Below are 21,367 nucleotides of genomic sequence, written 5' to 3' on the forward strand. Positions count from 1 at the left end.
ATATTTTTGAATGGAGATTATTTGTAACTTCTTGCTTTAACTTCAATGTTCTCGTACACCAAGTCTTCTTTATGTAGCAGAGACTGGTTGATATCCATACCTTTATATTCCCAAGCGGCAACATATTTGTAATTAACATCATCACGTTCTGCCTCTCCATCCGGAGTAGAGTGGTCTTCACGGAAGTGTCCTCCACAAGATTCGTTTCTGTTAAGCGCATCGATTGCCATTAATTGTCCTAGTTCCAAGAAATCTGCAACTCTGAACGCTTTTTCCAATTCCGGATTCAAATTATCAGCATCACCAGGAACTTTTACATTTTTCCAGAAATCATTTCTAACTTCTTCGATTTCTTTGATAGCTTCTTTCAAACCTTCAGGCGTTCTTCCCATTCCAACTTTGTTCCACATAATGTGTCCCAATTTTTTGTGGAAATGGTCAACAGAATGTGTTCCTTTATTATTTAAGAAGAAATCGATTTTATCTTTAATTTCTTTTTCAGCATTGTTGAATTCTGGAGTGTCTGTAGAGATTTTTCCAGTTCTAATATCTGCAGAAAGATAATCTGCAATGGTGTAAGGTAAAACGAAATATCCATCTGCCAGACCCTGCATCAGCGCAGATGCTCCCAATCTGTTCGCCCCGTGGTCTGAGAAATTAGCCTCACCAATCACAAAACATCCAGGGATTGTAGATTGTAAATTATAATCAACCCAAACACCACCCATTGTATAATGAACCGCTGGATAGATTTTCATCGGCGTTTTATAAGGATCGTCTGCTGTGATTTTCTCATACATCTGGAAAAGGTTTCCATATTTTTCCTCCACCCATTTTTTACCAAGGTCATAAATCTGCTGATCTGTAGGGTTGTGGATGTGTTTTTCAATAGCTGCTTCTTTTCCCTTTTTCATGATTTCTGTAGAGAAATCCAGAAAAACGCCTTCCTTGGTATCGTTATTTTCTATACCGAAACCGGCATCACATCTTTCTTTTCCAGCTCTGGAAGCCACGTCTCTTGGAACTAAATTTCCAAAAGCAGGATATCTTCTTTCCAGATAGTAATCTCTGTCCTCTTCTTTGATGTTCTCGGCTCTCAATTTGCCTTCACGAATAGCGACAGCATCTTCAATCTTTTTAGGAACCCAGATTCTTCCTGAATTTCTAAGAGATTCTGACATTAGTGTCAATTTTGATTGTTGTGTTCCGTGAACCGGAATACAAGTCGGGTGAATCTGTACGAAACAAGGATTTGCGAAATATGCTCCTTTTTTGTGGATTTTCCACGCGGCAGAAACGTTGGAACCCATTGCATTGGTAGAAAGGAAATATACGTTTCCGTAACCTCCAGAAGCAATGACTACAGCGTGTGCAGAATGTCTTTCGATTTCACCCGTTACAAGATTTCTTGCGATGATTCCTCTTGCTTTTCCATCAACGATTACTAAGTCTAGCATCTCGTGACGGTTATACATTTTGATTCTGCCTTTACCGATTTGTCGGCTCATTGCAGAATATGCTCCTAATAATAACTGCTGTCCAGTCTGTCCTTTGGCGTAGAAAGTTCTTTTTACCTGAACTCCACCAAATGAACGGTTATCCAATTGTCCGCCGTATTCTCTACCAAAAGGAACACCTTGCGCAACACATTGGTCAATAATATTAGCTGAAACTTCAGCTAATCTATATACGTTAGCTTCTCTCGCACGATAATCTCCACCCTTGATGGTGTCGTAGAACAATCTGTAAGTTGAATCTCCGTCTCCTTGATAATTTTTTGCTGCATTAATACCTCCTTGAGCTGCAATAGAGTGTGCTCTTCTCGGAGAATCTTGGTAGCAGAACGCTTTTACGTTGTAACCTTGTTCAGCAAGAGTCGCAGCAGCAGAGCCACCAGCTAATCCTGTCCCAACAATGATAATGTCTATTTTGTCTCGGTTGTTTGGAGCAACCAAGTTCATATGGTCTTTATGATTTTTCCATTTGTCCTTAAGTGGACCGTGAGGAATTTTTGAATCTAAACTCATAATTTACTTTTTATTATTGAGTAACGAAGTGATAAATAGCGATGATGATGAATCCTAAAGGAATGATAACAGAATACCAGTTTCCAAACGCCTTGATAAAAGGTGTATATTTCGGATGTCTTGCTCCGATAGATTGAAAAGATGACTGAAACCCGTGTGCCAAGTGAAGACCCAAAAGCACGAATGCTATCACATACAGTACAACTCTCCAAATATCATGGAACTTGTGGTGTAACTCCTCCCAATATCTCAGCTCATCAGGGTTATTTGCCTGGATGTATTTGTAGCTGATCTCAGGATACCAGAAATCATAGAAATGAAGCGCTAAAAATGCTAATACCACAGCTCCGGAAATCAACATGTTCCTTGACATCCAAGTGGAATTTGCAGAACCTTGGTTCATCGCATATTTCACTGGTCTTGCATTGTTATTTCTGATTTCCAGAACGAATCCCATCACGAAGTGGAAAACAACTGCAAAAATCAAGATGGGCTGCATCAGAAACTGAACCGCAGGATTGTATCCCATAAAATGAGAAGCAGCGTTGAAACTGTCTTCGCTAAAGATGGAAATCATATTGGTGGATAAGTGCATCACCAAAAAAATCAGCAAGAACATTGCTGAAAGTGCCATAGCATATTTTCTGCCTATAGAAGACGTAATCCCTGCCATAATTCTATTGTTATTTTGAATTTCCACAAATTTAGAAAATAGTTGAATCATATCACATTGAGAAATGTCAGAAAAATATAGTTTGTAATGTTTCTAAATAACGTTAAGGATTTGTTAATAAAAACACAGTTTGTATAAAATAAAAATCCCGAAAGGTTCGGGATTGTTTTATAGTTCTTTTCTGAGTCTTGCTACCGGGATATTGAGTTGTTCGCGGTATTTTGCAATTGTTCTTCGGGCTATATTATAACCTTTTTCTTTAAGAATTCCTACTAGCGCGTCATCTGTGTAAGGTTTTCTTTTATTCTCCTTTTCGATGGCTTCCTGCAGATGTTGTTTGATTTCCTTAGTAGAAACTTCCTCACCATCATCATTGGTCAATGAGTCGGAAAACAGATTTTTAAGATAAACAATACCATTCGGAGTATCTGCATATTTGCTTTTTACTACTCGGGAAATTGTTGAAATGTCAAATCCAGTGATATCGGCCACATCTTTCAGAATCATTGGCTTGATGTTTTTCTCATCACCAGTCAGGAAATAATCTTTCTGCAGTTTCACAATTGCAGTAATGGTTTGCAGTAAAGTATTTTGTCTTTGATTGATGGCATCAATGTACCATTTGGCTGCATCTAGTTTTTGTTTAATAAAAAGCGCAGCTTGTTTATGCTCTGCCGATTTTTTATCGTGAGAGTAAGTGGTCAATATCTCTTTATATTCCTCGGATACTCGAAGCGTTGGTGCGTTTTTATTATTAAGTGAAGGAATAACTTGGTTGTCCTTGATTTGAATAACAAAGTCTGGAATGATTTCCTGATTGATTGTGATGGTTTGGGTGTCAAAGTTTCCGCCGACTTTAGGTGAAAGTCTTGAGATTTCATCCAAGGCATCCTTCAGATCTTCTTCTTCAATATCATATTTCTGAAGAATTTTATTGTAATGTTTATTCGCTAAAGCATCAAACTGGTTTCTCAGAATATTTCCTGCAAGTATAATAGATGGGTTAGAACTTACTTTTTTTTCAATCTGTAAAAGCAAACATTCTCTCAGGTCTCTTGCGCCTACACCTGGTGGATCGAGTTTCTGAACATAATTTTCAAGGATATCGGTTACTTTTTCAACTGTAGTGTAAACACCTTGGGAAAAAGCCAAATCGTCTACAATAGATTTAATTTCTCTTCTTAGATATCCATCTGTGTCCAGATTTCCAATAATATATTCTGCTATTTTTAAATCTTCATCATCAATATTGGAAAGACGGATTTGTTCTAGCAGATAATCATAAAGTGTCTGTCCTTCAGTAAGAAGGGATTGGTTGTCGAACTCTTCATCGTCGGCAGAGTAGTTGCTGCTGGCAGTTTTGTAGCTTGGTTCGTCATCATAAAGATACTGATCTACATCGAAATCTGTTTCGATGCTTTCATTCCCTTCGTTTTCGTATTCTTCATCTGCTTTGGAATAATCTTCTTCCGCATTTTCATCTGCTACTTTTTCTAAAGCGGGATTTTCTTCCAATTCTCTTTCTAGTTCTTCTTCAAATTCCAAAGTATGAAGCTGAATCAACTTCATCAACTGAATCTGTTGAGGCGCTAATTTTTGTCCGAGTTTAAGTTGTAGATTTTGCTTTAGCATAGTTTAGTTAATTAATAATTGAATTAATTTTTACGAAGTTAAAAATATTTTTTATAAAAACAACAAGTTTAGCACGGTTTTTGTTATAGTATAATTAAGTTAAATAGTTAGTTAAATAAAAACCCTTCAGATGGTGGTCTGAAGGGTTTTTAAATTACCAGATTTTGATTCTGTTTTCCGGAGCAACATATAACTTGTCTCCAGGTTTTATGTCAAATGCTTTCTGGAAAGCTTCCATATTTACCAAAGGCCCAAAACTTCTGTAATAACCAGGCGAATGTGGGTCCGTTTTCACTTGATTTGTCATGTACTTATCTGTAGATTTGGTTCTCCAGACGGTTGCCCAGCTCATAAAGAACCTTTGGTCTTGTGTCAGTCCACTTATTTCTCCAGGATTTCCGTGGTCCTTCAAGTACATCTGTAACGCTGTGTATGCAACATTGATCCCGCCCAAGTCTCCAATATTCTCTCCACTGGTGAATTTTCCATTGACAAAACTACCTTTCACAGGTTCGTATTTGTCATATTGCGCAGCCAGTTGACCAACTTTTTCATCAAAGTTTTTTCTGTCGCTGTCCGTCCACCAATTGTTCAGATTTCCATCTCCATCAAACCTTGAGCCGCTGTCATCGAATCCGTGGGAAATTTCGTGGCCTATTACACCACCAATTCCGCCAAAGTTAACCGCTGGGTCTGCTTTGAAATTGAAAAACGGAGGCTGAAGGATTGCCGCTGGGAAAACAATCTCATTATTGGAAGAACTGTAGTAAGCATTCACAGTCTGCGGTGACATTCCCCATTCGGTTTTATCAACTGGTTTTCCAATTTTCTCCAGATTTTTTGCGTAGTTCCACGCCGTGATTTTCTCCAGATTATTATAGTAGGTTCCGCCTTTGGAATCAAGGGTCAGATTGAGTTTGGAATAGTCTTTCCATTGGTCTGGATAAGCAATCTTTACTTTGAATTTGGCCAACTTTTCCAAAGCTTTTTCTTTGGTCACAGGCGACATCCAATCCAGGTTTTCTATATGTAGTTTGAAAGATTTTTTGATGTAATCTACATAGGTTTCCATCTTCTGTTTCGCTTCTGCCGGGAAATATTTCTCAACGTACAGTTTCCCGAAAGCTTCTCCCAAAACACCATTAACGACACCAAGACCACGCTTTTCCATAGAGCGCTGTTCCTGCTGACCTTGCAGATATTTGGAATAGAAATCAAATCGGATATTATCAAGATTCTGGTCAAGATTTCCGGCGTTGCTATTCAAAAGGTCATATTTCATATAGTCTTTGATGAGTCCGATGTTTTTATCCGTCATCCAGGAATCCATATTTTGATAATATTTCAATTCCCCAATAATCACTTTGTCTGTGTTAACACCAACTGTTTTTAGATAATCAGGAAGGTTAACATTTTTCACTAATGGTTTTAATTCCTCAACAGTTTTGGGATTATAACGCAAATTCGCATCACGACCTTGCTCCAAAGTCAAAAGGTCTTGAGCTAACTTCTTTTCAAAATCTACAATTTTTTGAGCAGTTGCATCAGGCGTTTTATTTCCAAGAACAGTTTCCATTTTAGCAACGTAGCCTTTGTATTCTTCTAAAGTTTTTGTGTTGGCTTCATTTACTTTTTGATAGTAATCTTTCCCCAAACCAAGGCTTGGTCCGCCAAGATAAACCGCGTTCATATTAGAGTTTTTCATATCTGCGCCCACTCGCCAGCTATAAAAAGGATTATCACCTGAAGGAGTCGCTTCGATAAGATATTTTTGTAAATCTTTTACATTTTTAATAGCATCGATTTTAGCTAATTGAGATTTGATAGGTTTGATGCCTTCTGCATTTCTCTTATTCCAATCGATGAAAGTTCCGTAAAGTGCCTGAATTTTTTCGCCTTCGGAATTAGGACTGAATTTTTCTGAAAGAATTTTGTTCAAAATATCCAATGACGCCACATCGACATCTTCTCTCAATGCGTTGAACGAACCCCAGCTTGGTTTATCAGAAGGAATAACCGCTGTTTTCATCCAACCACCATTAACATAATTATAGAAGTCATCTTGAGGTCTTACAGATTTGTCCATATAAGAAATATTAAGTCCTTCTTCTTTGATTTCCTTTGGCGCTTCTACTTCTTTTTTAGGTTCTTCTACTTGGGTTTTCTGTGATGTAGAGCAAGATTCCAAATAAAATGTTGCTGCCACAGTCAAGATGTAAACACTGATTTTTTTCATTGAGATTTATTTTAATACTTTCAAATTTAAGGAAATTAATTTTTCCTGAGCTTTTATCAATAAAAAATCCCACTCGATAAGAATGGGATTTGAGTATTTTTGAATTTATAATTCTAAATTTTCTGGATTTCTTCTGTTGTCCCAGAAAGCTATTATTTCTATTGTTTGTTCGGATAGTCTATAGTAGAGAGAAAAATATTTTAAAATAGGAACTTTATAAGTATTGTGAAAATTTGTTGCAATTCCTGAATTTGGATTTTGTATCAGATAATTTATTTTTCTTTCCACATTTGCAATCAATTTTTTCGAATATGAATTTGATTTATTGTGTTTTGTCCAAAAAACAAGTGTGTTATAATAATCTGATTCTGCGTCATCTGACCAAATTACTTTATACATTCTCTTGCTTTTTGACTCACGTCATCATTAGAAGAAAATTTTCCTTCTTTAATATCTTTAATTCCCTTTAATATTTTTTCTTTTTGCCAATCCTGAAGCTCTTCAACTTGTTCCTCACTTTTAAATTTAATTTTCATTTCTTCTAAAAGAGATTTCAGAATCTGAAGTTGTTTTTGGTTTTCAGGATAAATGATTAGATTTTCCATCAGTTCAATTTTTATCAAAGTTAATAAAAAATTCCTTCAGTTTTAATTGAAGGAATTTGTGTTTTATGTTTAAGTTAATGCTTAAAATTCTGCATTTTTAGGCGTTCTTGGGAAAGGAATCACATCTCGGATGTTGGTCATTCCTGTTACGAAAAGAACTAATCTTTCCAATCCTAAACCAAATCCGGCGTGTGGAACAGAACCGAATTTTCTCGTATCCATATACCACCAAAGTTCTTCTTCGTCCACATGCATTTCTGCCATTTTTGTTTTCAGAACATCCAGTCTCGCTTCTCTTTCAGAACCACCAATGATTTCTCCGATTCCAGGAAAAAGAACGTCCATTGCCGCAACAGTTTTATTATCATCGTTCAGTTTCATATAGAATGCTTTGATTTCTTTCGGGTAATCAAACAAAACAACTGGGCTTTCGAAATGTTTCTCTACCAAGAATCTTTCGTGCTCAGACTGTAAATCTGTTCCCCATTTCTCAACAGGATATTGGAATTTTCCTTTTTTGTTTTCTTTAGAATTCAATAAAATCTCAATTGCTTCTGTATAAGAAACTCTCTTGAATCTTTTTGCAATCACATTTTCCAGCTTTTCGATAAGACCTTCTTTCGCTCTTTCTTTTTCGGGTTTCTGTTTTTGCTCTTCTTCAAAACGCTTGTCTAAGAATTCCAAATCATCTTTGCAATTGTCCAAAACATATTTAATCACATATTTCAAGAAATCCTCCGCCAAATCGATGTTGTCTTCCAAATTATTGAAAGCCACTTCCGGCTCAATCATCCAGAATTCGGCTAAGTGACGCGTTGTATTGGAGTTCTCTGCACGGAAAGTTGGTCCGAAAGTATAAATCCTTCCCAATCCCATTGCCGCAGTTTCGCCTTCCAATTGTCCGGAAACCGTCAGGTTGGTTTTCTTTCCAAAGAAATCCTGAGTAAAATCGATTTCTCCGTCTTCTGTTTTTGGAATATTATCAAGGTCAAAATTCGTAACACCGAACATTTCGCCAGCACCTTCTGCATCAGCTCCCGTAATTACAGGCGTGTTGATGTAGAAAAACTGATTTTGATTGAAGAAAGAGTGGATTGCAAAACTCACAGCGTGACGCACTCTGAAAACTGCGCCAAACAAATTGGTTCTGAATCTCAAATGGGCCTGCTCACGCAATTTCTCCAAACTGTGTTTCTTAGGTTGAAGAATAGTTGCCTGCAATTCGTCAAAGAAATTATCTCCAAGAACAGTGATTTTCTTAGCGATGATTTCTACAGTTTGACCTGCACCTTGGCTTTCTACCACCTCACCTACAACTTTCAAAGACGAAGCAGTATTGATTTTCTTGATAGTTTCCTCATCAAAATTTTCAAAATCTACTACAACTTGCAAATTATTAATCGTAGAACCGTCATTCAGTGCGATAAAGCGATTAGAACGAAACGCACGAACCCACCCCTGAACGGTGATGTCGTGATGTAATACTTTTTTGTAATCTGCCAAAAGGTCTTTAATTGTCTGTCTTTTCATCTTTAGATAAAATATATTTTCAAATCGAAGTGCACCATTTAAACAATGCTGTTTGATGGTTTAAAATTAGTGATTGCAAATGTAGTAAAAATTGCAGATAAAGCTGCGTTGCAATAGTTTTCGTGTTAGTGTTCTTTACTCATCCTTTTTCGAAGGAATCAAGAAAACATCCATCAAACCTTCCGGTAAGAACATTTTAATAAATTTCTCTTCACGATTCACTTCCAGAATCCAGTCTTTGATAATAGGAATAATGATTTCTTTGCCGGCAAGGTCTAGAATGAAATAGTTTTGAGCGGTTTGGTCATTAATGGATACAATATTGCCACAGGTTTTTCCGTCAGCTTCACGGATTTCGAAACCTATCACTTCGTGGTAATAGAATTTTTTTCCTGTTAGCGGAGGTAGGGTAGAGAGCGGCAGATAAACACCTTTCCCAAGTGATTGATTCACCAAGGCTTCGGAAGAATTTTTGAAAGAAATAATTTTGGTGTCCGCTTTGGACCAAGATTGTTTTTCTACAAAAAAAGGAACCAGTAAACCATTGACTTCCACAAAAATCGATTCCAATTTGTTGTACATCTCAGGTTGGTCCGTGTCCAGTTTCAGGATAACATTCCCTTGTAATCCGTGTGTTCTGGTAATAGTTCCCAAAAAATAGCAATCTTCTTTTTTCATTATTAAAAAAAATTATTTTTCTTCTTTTTCCCAACCCTAAAGGGAGGAAAGAAACCTAGCGAAGTGGTGACGAAGTCAAAATCAATTTTTTCCCCGCTAAGGTTGGGGAAAGCAATTGATTTTTTATTTAAACAACAAAGACACGAAATCATATCGTGTCTTTGTTTTGTATCTTTTTGTAAAGAATTAAGCTTGAGCTTCTTCAGTTCCTTCTGCTTCAGCAGTTGGCTCTTCAGTAGCAACTTCTTCAGCAGGAGCGTTAGCAGCTTCTTCAGCAGCCTTTGCATCAGCTTCAGCTTTCGCAGCAGCATCAATTCTTGCTTGGTTTACTTTAGCTTCAGCTTCTAGAGCTGCTTTTTTAGCATCAGCTTTAGCAGTTGATAAACCTTCAACTTTACCTTGAACTTTAGCATCTTTAGCCTCAACCCAAGCAGCGAATCTCTTCTCAGCTTCAGCTTCGTCAAAAGCACCTTTAGCAACACCACCTTGAAGGTGTTTTTTGTACAAAGCACCTTTGTAAGAAAGGATAGCTCTTGCAGTATCAGTTGGCTGAGCACCATTGTTTAACCACTTTACAGCAGAATCAACGTTCAAGTCAATCGTTGCAGGGTTAGTAATTGGGTTGTAAGTTCCTAGTTTTTCGATGAATCTACCATCTCTTCTAGCTCTAGAATCTGCAACCACGATGTGGAAAAAAGGTTTCCCTTTTGATCCGTGTCTTTGTAATCTGATTTTTACTGACATAAATTTTAAATTTGTGGGAACACGTCCCGATTAAATATTAAGTGTGCAAAGATAAGAAAATATTTTAATGTAACAATTTGAAAATCTAATAATTTACCAATCCAAAAAAGAAAAATTCTCCGACTCTCAAACACGCAAACTCTCAGACCAAATTTTAGGAGCCGGGAGCCTGCTTGAAGTTTATGCTGAGCGGAGTCGAAGTGTTGCAATCTTTTTTGCCACACTTTTTGTCAGGCTGAGTTCTCGAAGCCCAAGCAAAAAAAGATTTCCACTGCAAAACAAAGTTTAGATGAATCAAATAAAAAAATAAAAATATTGAGTCAATCAGAGCTAAGGATTTAGTCTGTGATAGAAAATTTTGTCTTTTAAATCCAGCAATTACTCAACGAATATCATCACAAATAAAAAAGTTACTATTAGAAAAGTCACACTGAGCGGAGTCGAAGTGTCTTTTATTACTTTTTTCAATATCTCTTTTGTGACTTTTGTGGTTTGAAAAAAGATTTCAGTTCAAACCTTTCTTGTAAGTTTCCAAAGCTCTTTCCCTCGCAAATTTGTGTTCCACAATTCTGTTTTCAAGAATATCCTTTTCAAAATCAGGATTCCATTTTCGGATATATTTCAAATCTTTATCAAATTTTTTCGTTTGTTCATCCGGATTGAAAACTCTGAAATAGGGCGCAGCATCGCAACCGCAACCTGCTGCCCATTGCCAGTTTCCATTGTTGGCAGAAAGGTCATAATCCAACAATTTCTTAGCAAAATAAGCTTCGCCCCATCGCCAGTCAATCAGTAGATGCTTGGTTAGAAAACTTGCGACTACCATTCTGATTCTGTTGTGCATTTGTCCGGTTTGGTTTAGTTGACGCATTCCTGCATCAACGATAGCATAACCAGTCTCGCCGTTGCACCATTTTTTAAATTCGGCTTCGTTATTGCGCCATTGTATGTTTTCATATTTTTCTTTGAAACAATAATTGACGATCTTCGGGAAATGAAATAAGATTTGCATAAAAAATTCCCTCCAAATCAACTCATTGAGCCAAGTTTCGTTATGACTTATTGCAAATCTGACACACTTTCTGATAGAAATAGTTCCAAATCTCAGAGCAATTCCAAGATGTGTGGTGGCATCCAGAGCTGGAAAATCTCGCTTTTCATCATAAACATCAATAATTTTTGATTCCAGTTTTGGTTCATCAAATTCCAAATCCGTTTGCTCAAATCCGATTTCTTTTAGACTTAGGATTTTGTTAGAAGGTAATTTCTGAAATTGGTCTTTGTTAATTTTAACGGAATTGTAGTCTTCCTCTGTTAGAAGTTTTTTCCATTTTTTGGAATAAGGTGTGTAAACTGTGTAAGGTTCTCCGTTATCTTTTGCAACTTCATGTTTCTCAAAAATCACTTGGTCTTTGAAATCAAAAAATTCAATATTTTCTAAGTTTAGGAAATCCTTAATCTCAACATCTCTTTTGATGGCAGCAGGTTCATAATCACGATTGCAAAAGACAGATTTAATCTCAAAATCTTTTTCCAGTTGTTTGAAAACATCTAAAGGTTTACCGTGAAAAGTCAAAAGTGAACTTCCAAATTCTTTCAGTTCCTGATTGATTTTTTCCAATGCCTGATGAATGTAATCAACACGTCGGTCACTTTTATCCTCAAGATGATTCAGGATATTTTTATCAAAAATAAAAATCGGAATAATTTTTTCGCCGTATTTCAGAGCTTCTGACAAACCTTTGTTATCTTCCAATCGCAAATCACGACGAAACCAGAATATTGATATTTTTTGCATTAGTGAAGTTTAAAATGAATTTTAGGACTTAGTTGTCGTGAACAGTTATCGATGATTGGGCAGATATTGCAGATAATATCGATTTTCCAGATTTGCTACATCCGCGATAGTAAAAAATTATCAAATAAAAATTATTCCAAACTTCCCAGGTAAAACAAGCCCAAACATTGTTGGTTGTCTTCGATTTTCAAAGAGTTTTTCAAATTATTTACGATTTTCGGAGAACTCCAATAACAGCCGATTCTGTTGGCAGTGCAAGTGAGATACATATTTTGAACCGCCATAGATGTTGCAGCGATTTCTTCCCAATCCGGAACTAGTCCGCTGAATTCTACCACGATTGAAATCACAGCATTTGCCTTAGAAATTTTGAAGCCAATATCGTCATATTTCTTTTGCAGAAACTGAAATTCCGGTGTGATTTCCTTATAAATATTCTGAAGTTCCTGACCAAGATTTTGTTTTTCCTCACCTTTGAAAACTTTGAAACGCCAAGGTTTTGTACGTTTGTGATTAGGAGCGAGAACAGCATTACTGAGGATTTCGTCAATGATGTGTTGTGGAATTTCTTTATCTGTGTAATCTTTTGGGAAGATACTTCTGCGTTCTTCTATAATATGTTTGAGAATTGTTGCGTTTTCCATAGTTCAAAGATACAAGAAAGATGTCAGATGTCGGAAGTCAGATGTTAAAGTTGGAATTTTACATCAAATAATAAGATTTTTCTCTTATCACTTCCGACCTAAATAATTTCCACGATTTCCTGGTGGATGTTATTAAGTGTAAAATCATCCCCGACTTTTTTTCCGGTCATAATCTGAGCCATTGGACTTTCGGGAGAAATGGCGTAGAAACGGTCACCTTGAAAGAAAAATTCTCCCAAAGAAACAGAAATGTAAAAACGAGCTTTGTTTGTGATGACAAGCGAGCCGAGTTTTATAGTTTCGCAAACAGAATTCAGAACTTTGCGCATTTGCGTCTGCATACTTTTGAGCGAAGCCATTTGTCTATCCAAATGATAAATCTCCTCCTGAATTTCCTCTCTTATCGAATCGTATTTTGAGGTTTTTTTGATTTCTCGGCTGGCTTCCAGAGAAAAGTTGAGGTAAAATTCCAAATTTTTTACCTTTCCCCGAAATACTGTCGTTCACAAATTCTCGTAATTCACTTTTATTATAAATCGTCTTCTGCATAAATCCAATTTTAAATAAAGATAAAGAATTATTTTTTGGTGAAATAATTCCAAGTCGCCTTTGCGATGTCTGCAATTATTTTCTCAGTATCTTCTCTCGATTCGGTTATGTTTTTCAAATAAACGGAAAGGATAACATATTTTCCATTAGGTAATTTTATGATCCCAATATCATTCATTGCAACTCTCAGATTATTTTCGTTGGTTCCTGAGATTCCTGTTCTGTGCGCCAACTCGGTTCCTGCAGGAAGTCCTGCTTTCATCCAAGTTGTTCCTCTTGAACATTCCACCATTATTTGGTAAAGATATTTCGTTGTGGATTTTTTCAGAACTTTTCCTTTATAGAATTTTTCTAATAATTCTGTTGTCGCAATCGGTGTTGTTGTGTTGATGTAAAGGTTTTCCCAAGTTCGCATTTGGTTTTCATTGACTTTGATTGTAAAATCTTTGATTCCATTTTTATTAATGAATTTCTGAACCGTTTCAGGTCCTCCAATTAATTTCAAAAGAATATCGCAACCATTGTTATCGCTGTGAGAAACCGTGTATCTTAATAATTGGTCTAAAGTCAAATCCATATTTCCATTAGGGAATTCTTCAAGAATCGGACTCCAAGTGTCTTCGTGCAAATCCTCTTTTTTGATTAAGAATTTCTGAGTCAGTAACAATTTACCTTTGTCAACTTCATTCAAAACAGCCAATGCAATATGGAATTTGAAAACGCTCATCATCGGCATATTCATATTTCCGTTGATGCTCAAAGTGTCTTTTTCCTGACTTCCTTTAATGGAAATCCCAACAGTTGCATTTTTGGTAGAAATAATTTGGTTCAATTCTTTTCTAAGTTCCTCCATATTCTGAGCAAACGCCTGAACCGAAAGAAATGAAAGACCGAGGATTAATATTAGTTTTTTCATTAGAATAATATTATTTCAAAAATTGACTTTCCTTAACAATTTTTCTCACTTGTTCTTCGAAATGATAAGCAATATCAAAGTTTTCATTCGCTTGATTTTCCATTACAATCACGCTGGTTTTTGTCTTTGGATAATACAAATTAACTGCTGTAAAACCTTCGCCTGGATGAAAACCCGTGTGTCCAATTTCGGAAATGTCAGCTTTATCATTAATTCTCAAACCATAACCGTAACCAATCGGATTTTTACCAAATATTGGATGTGTCGCAGTTGTTGAATAATTGGTCATTAATTTATACGTTTCAGGTTTTAGCAATTTTCCATTATGCAGACATTCGTTCCATTTGGCTAAATCGGGAGCCGTGACAATCAAATGACTTCCAAAATAATTAGTAGGATTGAATTCTGATTTTTCATTCAATTTAAAAGTTCCGTCTTTTCTGATTGTATGACCTTTTGTCAAAAGCTTACTGCTGATTTCGGTGGGATAATAACTGTCATTCATTTTACATTTTTTGAATAAAGCTGTTACCAACTCCTGATAACTTTTTCCGCTTTGCTTTTCCAAAACCAATCCCGCAACATAATATCCAACATTAGAATAACTGAAATCTTTCCCGGTTTTAAATTTTAAATTTGGTTTCAAATCATCGCTATACAATCCAGAAGTATGATTAAGTAAATTGTGAATAGTCACAGTATCTGCCCAAGAATATTGGAAATCCGGCAGATATTTTCTGATAGGCTGATGCAAATCGATTGTTCTTTTTTCTACTTGTTGCAAAATCAACGTTGCAGTAATCTGCTTTGCAATTGACATTGTCGAAAACTTGTCATTAATTTTAAGAGGAGTTTTCTTATTGAAATCAGAATAACCAAAAGCTTTCGCATATTTTTCCTTCCCATTTTGCTGAATGTAAACTACACCATTGAAACTTCTTGGATTTGTAGTTTTGATTAAACTGTCAATTTTCGCCGAATAATCATCTTTCTGTTGAGCCGATGATTTACAAGAAGTAAATAAGGTAATAATAGCTACCGAAGCTAGTTTGAAAAAGTTTTTCATTGATGTTTTTTTGGTTAATTTAATTTTATGCTTTCGCATTGAGCTTTTGTTATTATAAACTTAAAATTATTTTATTTATTGGATGTCTTTCAAGATTGCTATAATTGAATCTGATATTTCAAAAATTTTTCCACTATAACTATTGCTTAATAATATTATCGTCATCTTTTCATTGATATCCGAAACCAAAAGAGCTTCATAATTTCCGGCTCTTCCGTCGTGAAGATGACGAATTAATTTTTTGTCTTTAAACCTTGCTTGTCCCAAAGCGGATTGAGTTTCTTCCGCATCAAACTGTTGACCTATTTCATAAAGAGATTTTTCACTAATTATTTTTTTTGAATGCAAACATTTTGACCAATTCAATAAGTCGGTTGTTGTTGCGAAAGCTCCGCCAGTAAGAAAATCTGGTTTGTCCTGAATCAATTTGTCATTAAATCCTTTAGCTATGTTTTCATCAGTTTCAACGGGTGTAATCATAGAATAATTCATATTACAAGGTTTGAATATGAATTGCTCAACATAGGATTTATAATTCATTCCGGTCAATTTTTCCACAATGAATTGTCTTAAAAAAATATTGTTATTGTTGTAATCGTACTTCGTTCCAGGTTTGAAATCGAGTGAATCAATTTGTTTTAAATCATTGAATATATCAGTATTGCTTTTGATTTTTTTCCAGTTGACATTGGGTAGCCCGCTAGTGTATTGTAGCAGATTTCTGATTGTAACTTCATTTGACCATTTAGGTAACTCGGGAATGAATTTAGAAACTTTATCATCTAATTTTAACTTACCTTTTTCTGCCAATTGCATCAAAGCTACCGCGCTAAATTCTTTGGTAATTGAACCAATATTAAATCTGTAATCTGATGTTAATTTATCAGTTTTGGTAGCATCTGTAAACCCAAATGAAGCTTTGTAAATGATTTTGTTGTTTTTTGAAACCAAAATATTTCCATTAAAAATACCATTCTGATAGGACGATGTCATCAAGGAATCGATTTGTTTGATTTGTGCAAATAAATTATTGGTCAGGAGTAATAGAACCGTGAAAATTAAAAATGTTGGTCTGGTGTTTTTCATAATTATTTAAAAATATTCTGTTGATACAGATTATTTTAGGTTTTAGATTGAATTATATATTTTACAATATTACTGCTGTCGTAATCAATAAAATTGTAAAAATGTAAAGTCTAAATGTATAACCAGATGTTTTTTTTATCGATGTCGATTTTTTTGAAGAAAGAATGAGGGCTTGCTTTAGTTAATTCTTTAAAATCCTTTACCATATGTGATTGGTCATAAAAAAGATTGTCGTAGGTAAGCTGAGTAAGGTTTTTTGCGCTTTTCTTTTTTTCTATTGCAGACCGAAAACGATTAATTTTTCGATATTCAGAACAAGATTTTCCTACAGTTTTTGTGAATAATGAATTCAGGTGCTGTCTCGAAATTTTATGCTTAGATGCGATATCTGCAATTTTCATATCAGATTCCATATCCAATAAAATAGCTTCTACCAATTCTAAATTTTTTTGTTTAAATTTTGAAAGCCAGTATTCTTCGAGCAACTCTATTTGAAGGTTATGATTTTTCAATTCCAATATTTCTTTCATCGATTCAAAAAAATCTGGGAAAGGATTAAAGTCAATAGAATTTCCCTGTTCGAAAAGTAAATGAGCCTTTTCAATAAAATGATTAATTCCCGAAGGCTTAAAATAAATTGTAATTTCTGGAATTGAATTTTTATAGAGCAATTCAATCGGTTCCGTATAGCGTGACAGATAATCCGCAATTATCTCATTGGTTTCCGATTTAGATATGATGATTTGTCTGTCATCATTCATAATTTGGCTACCAATTGCCACAGAAAGAATGAAAAAATTGTTTGGAAAAGTGAAGTAATGAAAAGGTTGATTCGTATCATCTGGAAGCATAAAATAGTAGCCTTCAATATATCTTTTAAGGATATTGTTTTTGGGCTGGTAAAAAACTATTTTCATTGGCTTCTATTTTTGAATAACTATTTCAACCATTTCTGAATCGATTCAAGAAATATCTGTTGTTGGTCTACAAACAAGTAATGAGAACAATTATCAATGATTTTGAAATTGTTGTTCGTTACAATCCTTTCCATATCATCCAGTTGTTTGGTCGAAAAAATATGGTCTTGTTGTCCGTAGATTGCAAATAGTTTTATCTTCTTTTTTAGTTTTTTCAGAATAGGCTTTGTGTCAATATTATTTCTGCTTTCATTTTGATAGAATAAATTGGGGGCATTATCATTTCGAATATTATTTTTTCCAAATTCGCTGGCTTCATATTCTTTCCGAAATTGGTTGGCTTCTGATGTTGGAAACGGCATTTTGAAATAATTATTTTGGCTTGCAACTTCATAAACTTCTTTTCTATATTCAGCAGAATTTTTTGGAAGTTTTTCTATTTCCGAAATTTTAGAAAGCATCGGATTATCTATAGTTCCTTTATAATTTTTTCTGGTTGAATTTAAAATATGGTCGTAAGTTTCTTGCTGAGAAAATAATGCACCAGCTAAAATTAAGGATGATATTTTTTCAGGATTTTGTTCTGCGAAAAGTGTTGCAACCAAACCTCCGAAACTATGAGCAATGATATTTGCTTTGCTGAGATTATAAGTTTTGTAAAGCTCATTCAAATCATTATTCGCTTCCTGAAAAGTAAAAGTTGCAGTTGAGTCTATAGAACGTCCTTCGCCACGTCTGTCATAAACAATAACATAAAAACCTTTGTCTGCTAATTTTTGAGCAGTTGTTCCTTCAAAAAGCGTCGAGTTTCCTCTAGGTCCGCCGTGAACAAAAATAATCGTTGGATTTTTTCTGTTTCCATAAGCTTTAGAATAAAATTCTATACGATTTTTGGAAATAGATTTTTCAGAAGAATTGTCTTTTTGTTGAGCTTGAAAATTAAAAGTAATCAATAAAAAAGACACAACAAAGAAAGGTAGTTTCAAAAAATGTCTCATTTGTGTTTTTGAATTTGGTTAAGTTTTTAATTTCATCAAAATTATTTCCCCAACCCTAAAGGGCGTAATTTTGATGAAATTTTCAAATGATTTTTTAATGAAAGATTTACTCCAAAAGATCTGGTCGTCTTTCTTTTGTAATTCTCACCGCCTCATCGTGTAACCAATCTTCAATCGCAGCAAAATTACCGCTTAGTAGAATTTCCGGAACGGATAATCCTTTGTATGTCGCAGGTCTTGTATAAATTGGATAAGATAAAAGGTCATCTTGGAAACTGTCTGTCAAGGCACTTTGTTCATCGTTCAAAACGCCGGGTAATAATCTGATAACTGAGTCTGCCAAAACACAAGCCGCCAATTCCCCGCCAGTCAAAACATAATCACCGATTGAGATTTCTTTTGTGATATGCAAATCTCGAACGCGCTGGTCAATACCTTTGTAATGTCCGCAAAGGAAAATCAGATTTTTTTTGATGGATAAAGTGTTGGCAATTCTTTGATTCAGCGTTTCGCCGTCTGGTGTGAGATAGATGATTTCATCGTAATCTCTTTGAGATTTCAATTCAGAAATACATTTGTCCAGAGGTTCTACCATCATTATCATTCCGGCGCCTCCGCCATAGGGTTCGTCATCAATCTGACGATGTTTGCCAATGCTCCAGTCTCTGATATTATGAAAATGAACTTCTGCCAATCCTTTTTCCATTGCTCTTTTCAGAATGGAGGTTTTGAAAGGGCTTTCCATAAGTTCCGGAAGTACGCTGATGATATCGATTCTCATTTATTGTTCGGTAGGATTTTTCTTAGACGGCGCAATAATCAGCCTTAATGAAGAATCTTTATTAATATAACTCCACATCCAGTTAAAGAAAATTGCGATTTTGTTTCTGACACTCAGAATCAGCATCAAATGTAAGAACATCCACAGATACCAAGCAAGAAAACCTTGAAATTTGAATTTCGGAAGGTCAACAACAGCTCTGTATTTCCCGATAGTTGCCATAGAACCGCGGTCGATATATTCGTATTCTGTCCAGTCTTTTTTGGAATCTTTTTTGAAATTTTTAGCCAGATTTTTCCCTTGATTAATGGCGACATTCGCAACCTGAGGATGACCTTGAGGATATTTGGGTGTTTCCATATATGCGATATCGCCGATAGCAAAAATGTTATCAAAACCTTTAACCTGATTGTACCGATTGACGATATATCGATTTCGAACTAGATTTTCTTTGTTGAAATCATCAATGATATTTCCGGTAACTCCAGCCGCCCAAATCACATTGTTTGTTGGGATAGAATTGCCACTTGCCATATTGATGACTTCTCCGTCGTAATCCGTAACGCGTTCATTTTTTAAAAATTTAACACCCAGTTGTTTCAAATAATCTTCTGCTGCGTCCTGCGATTCCTGGCTCATTGCTTCCAATGGTTTATCGCCAGCACTTATCAGAATAATATTAAGATCGGAGAAGTTCATTCTAGGATAATCTCTAGGAAGAATATGGGTTTTCATTTCAGAAAATGCACCTGCTAATTCTACTCCGGTTGGCCCGCTTCCTACAATTACAAGATTCCAGTTTCCATCATCGCTGGATTTTCTTTCGATAATCATCTTTTCGAAAGTCATCAAAATACGATTTCTTATAGTAATGGCTTCTTGTGTATTTTTCATTCCGAGAGCCAATTCTTGCATCTTTTGATTGCCAAAGAAATTGGTTTTACAACCTGTCGCAATCACGAGTTTGTCATAAGTGAAAACCCCAATCTCGCCAATCACTTTATTTTCGGATGGAATAATCTTTATCACTTCAGTCATTCTGAATTGGATATTCTTGGACTTTTGGAAGATTTTTCTGAAAGGGAAAGAGATATTAGAAGGTTCTATTCGTCCTGTTGCCACTTGATAAAATAAGGGCTGGAACATATGATGATTCATCTTATCGATGACCATTACTTTGTATTTTCCTTGATTATTAAGATGTTTTGCAAGTTGTAAGCCAGCAAATCCGCCGCCAATGATGACTATCTTTTCCCTCATTGCAATTTTTTTATAAAATTAAGGTTTTTTTATCTGCATCAGTAATAGCAAAAATTATGCTTGAAATTTTTAAAAACAATTATTTGTATCACTTAAACAAAAAAAGAGCCCTTTCAAAAAACTTGAAAGAGCTCTAAAAACACAAATGATGAAAAATTAATTTTTATAGAAACCGTTTACGCCTATTCCTGCAGAAAGTGTTTTTATCAAATTCCCCTGTAGAGAATAGATCATCACTTTGCTTGGTCCGTTAAAATTGACATCAGAGATATAAACTTTATCATCTATGATGTTAAGACCATATAAATAAAGGCCTGTCGTTTTAGCATATTTGAAAAGTTTAGTAGCTGTTGTATTAGCGGCTGTTCCTTTACTGTAAATATTACCGTCTGAATCTGCAAAAAACAATTTGTTATCTGCGAATCTCAGTTTAGCAGCTTTTATTCCAGCTAATTTAGAACTTGTAAAAGTACCTGTCTTTGTATTAACTTCATAGATATAAGAATCTGTATTTTCCGTAGAAAGGACATAAGCAAAACCATTAGCTGATATCATATCATTGATGATTCCGTTATCCGTAAGTGTAATGGTTTTATCAACTGTATTAGTAGTAGAATTGATTGTGGTAATGGTGTGACCCGTTGGGATTTCGTTATAAGGTGGTGTCATCTCATAAGTAGAACCATCTGTCTGAACAACAATCTGATCTCCAACACTTACAATTTTTTCTGCATATCTGTCAAAGGAAAGTTTTTTAACTGGAGCAAAAGTAGTAGCATTGTAAACATTGACTGCATAAGTGCTGAAAAAATCATTGCTGGTTACATAGACATAATTTCCTGCAAAAGCGATTCCTCTGGCTTGTTCTGCCTGGAATGTTGCTGTTTTCTTAAAAGTATAGCGGTCTACCACTTCTACTTTGTTAGAGTTGTTGACTACAAGATAAGCCTTGTCATCTTTGAAAGCTATAGTTTGTAAAACATCTCCTAAAGGTTGGTTGTCATTATTACTAGCATATATATTTTCTGACAAAGTTGATAAGTCTGAAGATAGATAAGATACTTCTGCCTGGTTTTTGTTAAACCCACCTTCTACACCCAAAAGAATTCCACCTTGATAAGCACCTTTTACAATATCATTTTCAAGTATTTCGTCGTCTTTACACGCCGTGGTTAAAAGTAATGATGCAGCAAAGAAGCCGGCAAGTAATTTTCTGATTTTCATAAT

At 35.2% G+C, this 21,367-nt stretch carries 21 protein-coding genes; all 21 read right to left on the reverse strand.

What is annotated here, in order from left to right; all coding sequences use genetic code 11:
• Window positions 1–17: 17 nt before the first annotated feature.
• The 21 genes from EGH73_RS09205 to EGH73_RS09300 all read right to left on the reverse strand — a co-directional run bounded on the left by EGH73_RS09205 (window position 18) and on the right by EGH73_RS09300 (window position 21,364).
• The gene (locus EGH73_RS09205; RefSeq protein WP_123281580.1) at window positions 18–2,030 is read right to left on the reverse strand and encodes a fumarate reductase/succinate dehydrogenase flavoprotein subunit; all 2,013 of its coding nucleotides are present in this window, start codon (window positions 2,028–2,030) and stop codon (window positions 18–20) included.
• Window positions 2,031–2,040: 10 nt separating this feature from the next.
• On the reverse strand, window positions 2,041–2,700 hold the full coding sequence (locus EGH73_RS09210; RefSeq protein ID WP_123281670.1) for a succinate dehydrogenase cytochrome b subunit: 660 nt from the start codon (window positions 2,698–2,700) through the stop codon (window positions 2,041–2,043).
• Window positions 2,701–2,868: 168 nt separating this feature from the next.
• A complete protein-coding gene (rpoN, locus tag EGH73_RS09215) occupies window positions 2,869–4,332 on the reverse strand; it encodes an RNA polymerase factor sigma-54 (protein WP_089768938.1) in 1,464 nt (487 codons plus the stop codon).
• Window positions 4,333–4,486: 154 nt separating this feature from the next.
• A complete protein-coding gene (locus EGH73_RS09220) occupies window positions 4,487–6,568 on the reverse strand; it encodes a M13 family metallopeptidase (RefSeq protein WP_123281581.1) in 2,082 nt (693 codons plus the stop codon).
• Between the two features lie 105 nt (window positions 6,569–6,673).
• Complete coding sequence (locus tag EGH73_RS09225) at window positions 6,674–6,967, reverse strand: type II toxin-antitoxin system RelE/ParE family toxin (protein WP_089768943.1); 294 nt, start codon at window positions 6,965–6,967, stop codon at window positions 6,674–6,676.
• Window positions 6,955–7,173, reverse strand: coding sequence for a DUF2683 family protein (locus EGH73_RS09230; RefSeq protein WP_116035190.1), 219 nt, complete (start codon window positions 7,171–7,173; stop codon window positions 6,955–6,957). Before EGH73_RS09230 ends, EGH73_RS09225 begins: the two co-directional genes overlap by 13 nt.
• An 81-nt stretch (window positions 7,174–7,254) precedes the next feature.
• On the reverse strand, window positions 7,255–8,703 hold the full coding sequence (gene asnS, locus EGH73_RS09235) for an asparagine--tRNA ligase (RefSeq protein WP_123281582.1): 1,449 nt from the start codon (window positions 8,701–8,703) through the stop codon (window positions 7,255–7,257).
• Between the two features lie 135 nt (window positions 8,704–8,838).
• Complete coding sequence (gene rimM, locus EGH73_RS09240; RefSeq protein WP_123281583.1) at window positions 8,839–9,381, reverse strand: ribosome maturation factor RimM; 543 nt, start codon at window positions 9,379–9,381, stop codon at window positions 8,839–8,841.
• A gap of 186 nt (window positions 9,382–9,567) precedes the next feature.
• Window positions 9,568–10,125 (reverse strand): 30S ribosomal protein S16, encoded by a 558-nt coding sequence (locus EGH73_RS09245; protein WP_123281584.1) that lies wholly within the window; start codon window positions 10,123–10,125, stop codon window positions 9,568–9,570.
• A 505-nt stretch (window positions 10,126–10,630) separates the two neighbouring features.
• The gene (locus tag EGH73_RS09250; RefSeq protein ID WP_123281585.1) at window positions 10,631–11,923 is read right to left on the reverse strand and encodes a cryptochrome/photolyase family protein; all 1,293 of its coding nucleotides are present in this window, start codon (window positions 11,921–11,923) and stop codon (window positions 10,631–10,633) included.
• Between the two features lie 131 nt (window positions 11,924–12,054).
• Window positions 12,055–12,567, reverse strand: coding sequence for a nitroreductase family protein (locus tag EGH73_RS09255; protein WP_089768958.1), 513 nt, complete (start codon window positions 12,565–12,567; stop codon window positions 12,055–12,057).
• A 98-nt stretch (window positions 12,568–12,665) separates the two neighbouring features.
• Window positions 12,666–12,926 carry a GreA/GreB family elongation factor gene (locus EGH73_RS14210; protein WP_245985489.1) on the reverse strand — a complete coding sequence of 87 codons (261 nt, stop codon included), beginning with the start codon at window positions 12,924–12,926 and terminating at the stop codon, window positions 12,666–12,668.
• Between the two features lie 4 nt (window positions 12,927–12,930).
• Entirely contained in the window at window positions 12,931–13,116 is a 186-nt protein-coding gene (locus tag EGH73_RS14215; protein WP_245985490.1) for a hypothetical protein, read from the reverse strand.
• Between the two features lie 28 nt (window positions 13,117–13,144).
• Window positions 13,145–14,032 carry a class A beta-lactamase, subclass A2 gene (gene bla, locus EGH73_RS09265; RefSeq protein ID WP_123281586.1) on the reverse strand — a complete coding sequence of 296 codons (888 nt, stop codon included), beginning with the start codon at window positions 14,030–14,032 and terminating at the stop codon, window positions 13,145–13,147.
• 10 nt (window positions 14,033–14,042) lie between these two features.
• Window positions 14,043–15,098: a serine hydrolase domain-containing protein gene (locus EGH73_RS09270; protein ID WP_184808093.1), complete on the reverse strand. Its 1,056-nt coding sequence runs from the start codon at window positions 15,096–15,098 to the stop codon at window positions 14,043–14,045.
• 75 nt (window positions 15,099–15,173) lie between these two features.
• Complete coding sequence (locus EGH73_RS09275; RefSeq protein ID WP_123281588.1) at window positions 15,174–16,184, reverse strand: serine hydrolase domain-containing protein; 1,011 nt, start codon at window positions 16,182–16,184, stop codon at window positions 15,174–15,176.
• Between the two features lie 110 nt (window positions 16,185–16,294).
• Window positions 16,295–17,101, reverse strand: a complete 807-nt coding sequence (locus EGH73_RS09280) for a helix-turn-helix domain-containing protein (protein ID WP_123281589.1) — start codon at window positions 17,099–17,101, stop codon at window positions 16,295–16,297.
• A 20-nt stretch (window positions 17,102–17,121) separates the two neighbouring features.
• Window positions 17,122–18,099 (reverse strand): alpha/beta fold hydrolase, encoded by a 978-nt coding sequence (locus tag EGH73_RS09285; protein ID WP_123281590.1) that lies wholly within the window; start codon window positions 18,097–18,099, stop codon window positions 17,122–17,124.
• A 106-nt stretch (window positions 18,100–18,205) separates the two neighbouring features.
• Entirely contained in the window at window positions 18,206–18,880 is a 675-nt protein-coding gene (gene trmD / locus EGH73_RS09290) for a tRNA (guanosine(37)-N1)-methyltransferase TrmD (protein WP_123281591.1), read from the reverse strand.
• Window positions 18,881–20,140: an NAD(P)/FAD-dependent oxidoreductase gene (locus EGH73_RS09295; RefSeq protein ID WP_123281592.1), complete on the reverse strand. Its 1,260-nt coding sequence runs from the start codon at window positions 20,138–20,140 to the stop codon at window positions 18,881–18,883.
• A 156-nt stretch (window positions 20,141–20,296) separates the two neighbouring features.
• Window positions 20,297–21,364: a YncE family protein gene (locus EGH73_RS09300; RefSeq protein WP_123281593.1), complete on the reverse strand. Its 1,068-nt coding sequence runs from the start codon at window positions 21,362–21,364 to the stop codon at window positions 20,297–20,299.
• Between the last annotated feature and the right edge of the window lie 3 nt (window positions 21,365–21,367).

The sequence above is a fragment of the Epilithonimonas hominis genome, from assembly GCF_003730015.1.
Lineage (GTDB): Bacteria > Bacteroidota > Bacteroidia > Flavobacteriales > Weeksellaceae > Epilithonimonas > Epilithonimonas hominis.

Bases quoted from the DNA above. Each gene is read 5' to 3' on its own strand.
- EGH73_RS09210 (WP_123281670.1), bottom strand. From the start codon at position 2,700: ATGGCAGGGATTACGTCTTCTATAGGCAGAAAATATGCTATGGCACTT.
- rpoN (WP_089768938.1), bottom strand. From the start codon at position 4,332: ATGCTAAAGCAAAATCTACAACTTAAACTCGGACAAAAATTAGCGCCT.
- EGH73_RS09220 (WP_123281581.1), bottom strand. From the start codon at position 6,568: ATGAAAAAAATCAGTGTTTACATCTTGACTGTGGCAGCAACATTTTAT.
- EGH73_RS09225 (WP_089768943.1), bottom strand. From the start codon at position 6,967: ATGTATAAAGTAATTTGGTCAGATGACGCAGAATCAGATTATTATAAC.
- EGH73_RS09230 (WP_116035190.1), bottom strand. From the start codon at position 7,173: ATGGAAAATCTAATCATTTATCCTGAAAACCAAAAACAACTTCAGATT.
- asnS (WP_123281582.1), bottom strand. From the start codon at position 8,703: ATGAAAAGACAGACAATTAAAGACCTTTTGGCAGATTACAAAAAAGTA.
- rimM (WP_123281583.1), bottom strand. From the start codon at position 9,381: ATGAAAAAAGAAGATTGCTATTTTTTGGGAACTATTACCAGAACACAC.
- EGH73_RS09245 (WP_123281584.1), bottom strand. From the start codon at position 10,125: ATGTCAGTAAAAATCAGATTACAAAGACACGGATCAAAAGGGAAACCT.
- EGH73_RS09250 (WP_123281585.1), bottom strand. From the start codon at position 11,923: ATGCAAAAAATATCAATATTCTGGTTTCGTCGTGATTTGCGATTGGAA.
- EGH73_RS09255 (WP_089768958.1), bottom strand. From the start codon at position 12,567: ATGGAAAACGCAACAATTCTCAAACATATTATAGAAGAACGCAGAAGT.
- EGH73_RS14210 (WP_245985489.1), bottom strand. From the start codon at position 12,926: ATGGCTTCGCTCAAAAGTATGCAGACGCAAATGCGCAAAGTTCTGAAT.
- EGH73_RS14215 (WP_245985490.1), bottom strand. From the start codon at position 13,116: ATGCAGAAGACGATTTATAATAAAAGTGAATTACGAGAATTTGTGAAC.
- bla (WP_123281586.1), bottom strand. From the start codon at position 14,032: ATGAAAAAACTAATATTAATCCTCGGTCTTTCATTTCTTTCGGTTCAG.
- EGH73_RS09270 (WP_184808093.1), bottom strand. From the start codon at position 15,098: ATGAAAAACTTTTTCAAACTAGCTTCGGTAGCTATTATTACCTTATTT.
- EGH73_RS09275 (WP_123281588.1), bottom strand. From the start codon at position 16,184: ATGAAAAACACCAGACCAACATTTTTAATTTTCACGGTTCTATTACTC.
- EGH73_RS09280 (WP_123281589.1), bottom strand. From the start codon at position 17,101: ATGAAAATAGTTTTTTACCAGCCCAAAAACAATATCCTTAAAAGATAT.
- EGH73_RS09285 (WP_123281590.1), bottom strand. From the start codon at position 18,099: ATGAGACATTTTTTGAAACTACCTTTCTTTGTTGTGTCTTTTTTATTG.
- trmD (WP_123281591.1), bottom strand. From the start codon at position 18,880: ATGAGAATCGATATCATCAGCGTACTTCCGGAACTTATGGAAAGCCCT.
- EGH73_RS09295 (WP_123281592.1), bottom strand. From the start codon at position 20,140: ATGAGGGAAAAGATAGTCATCATTGGCGGCGGATTTGCTGGCTTACAA.
- EGH73_RS09300 (WP_123281593.1), bottom strand. From the start codon at position 21,364: ATGAAAATCAGAAAATTACTTGCCGGCTTCTTTGCTGCATCATTACTT.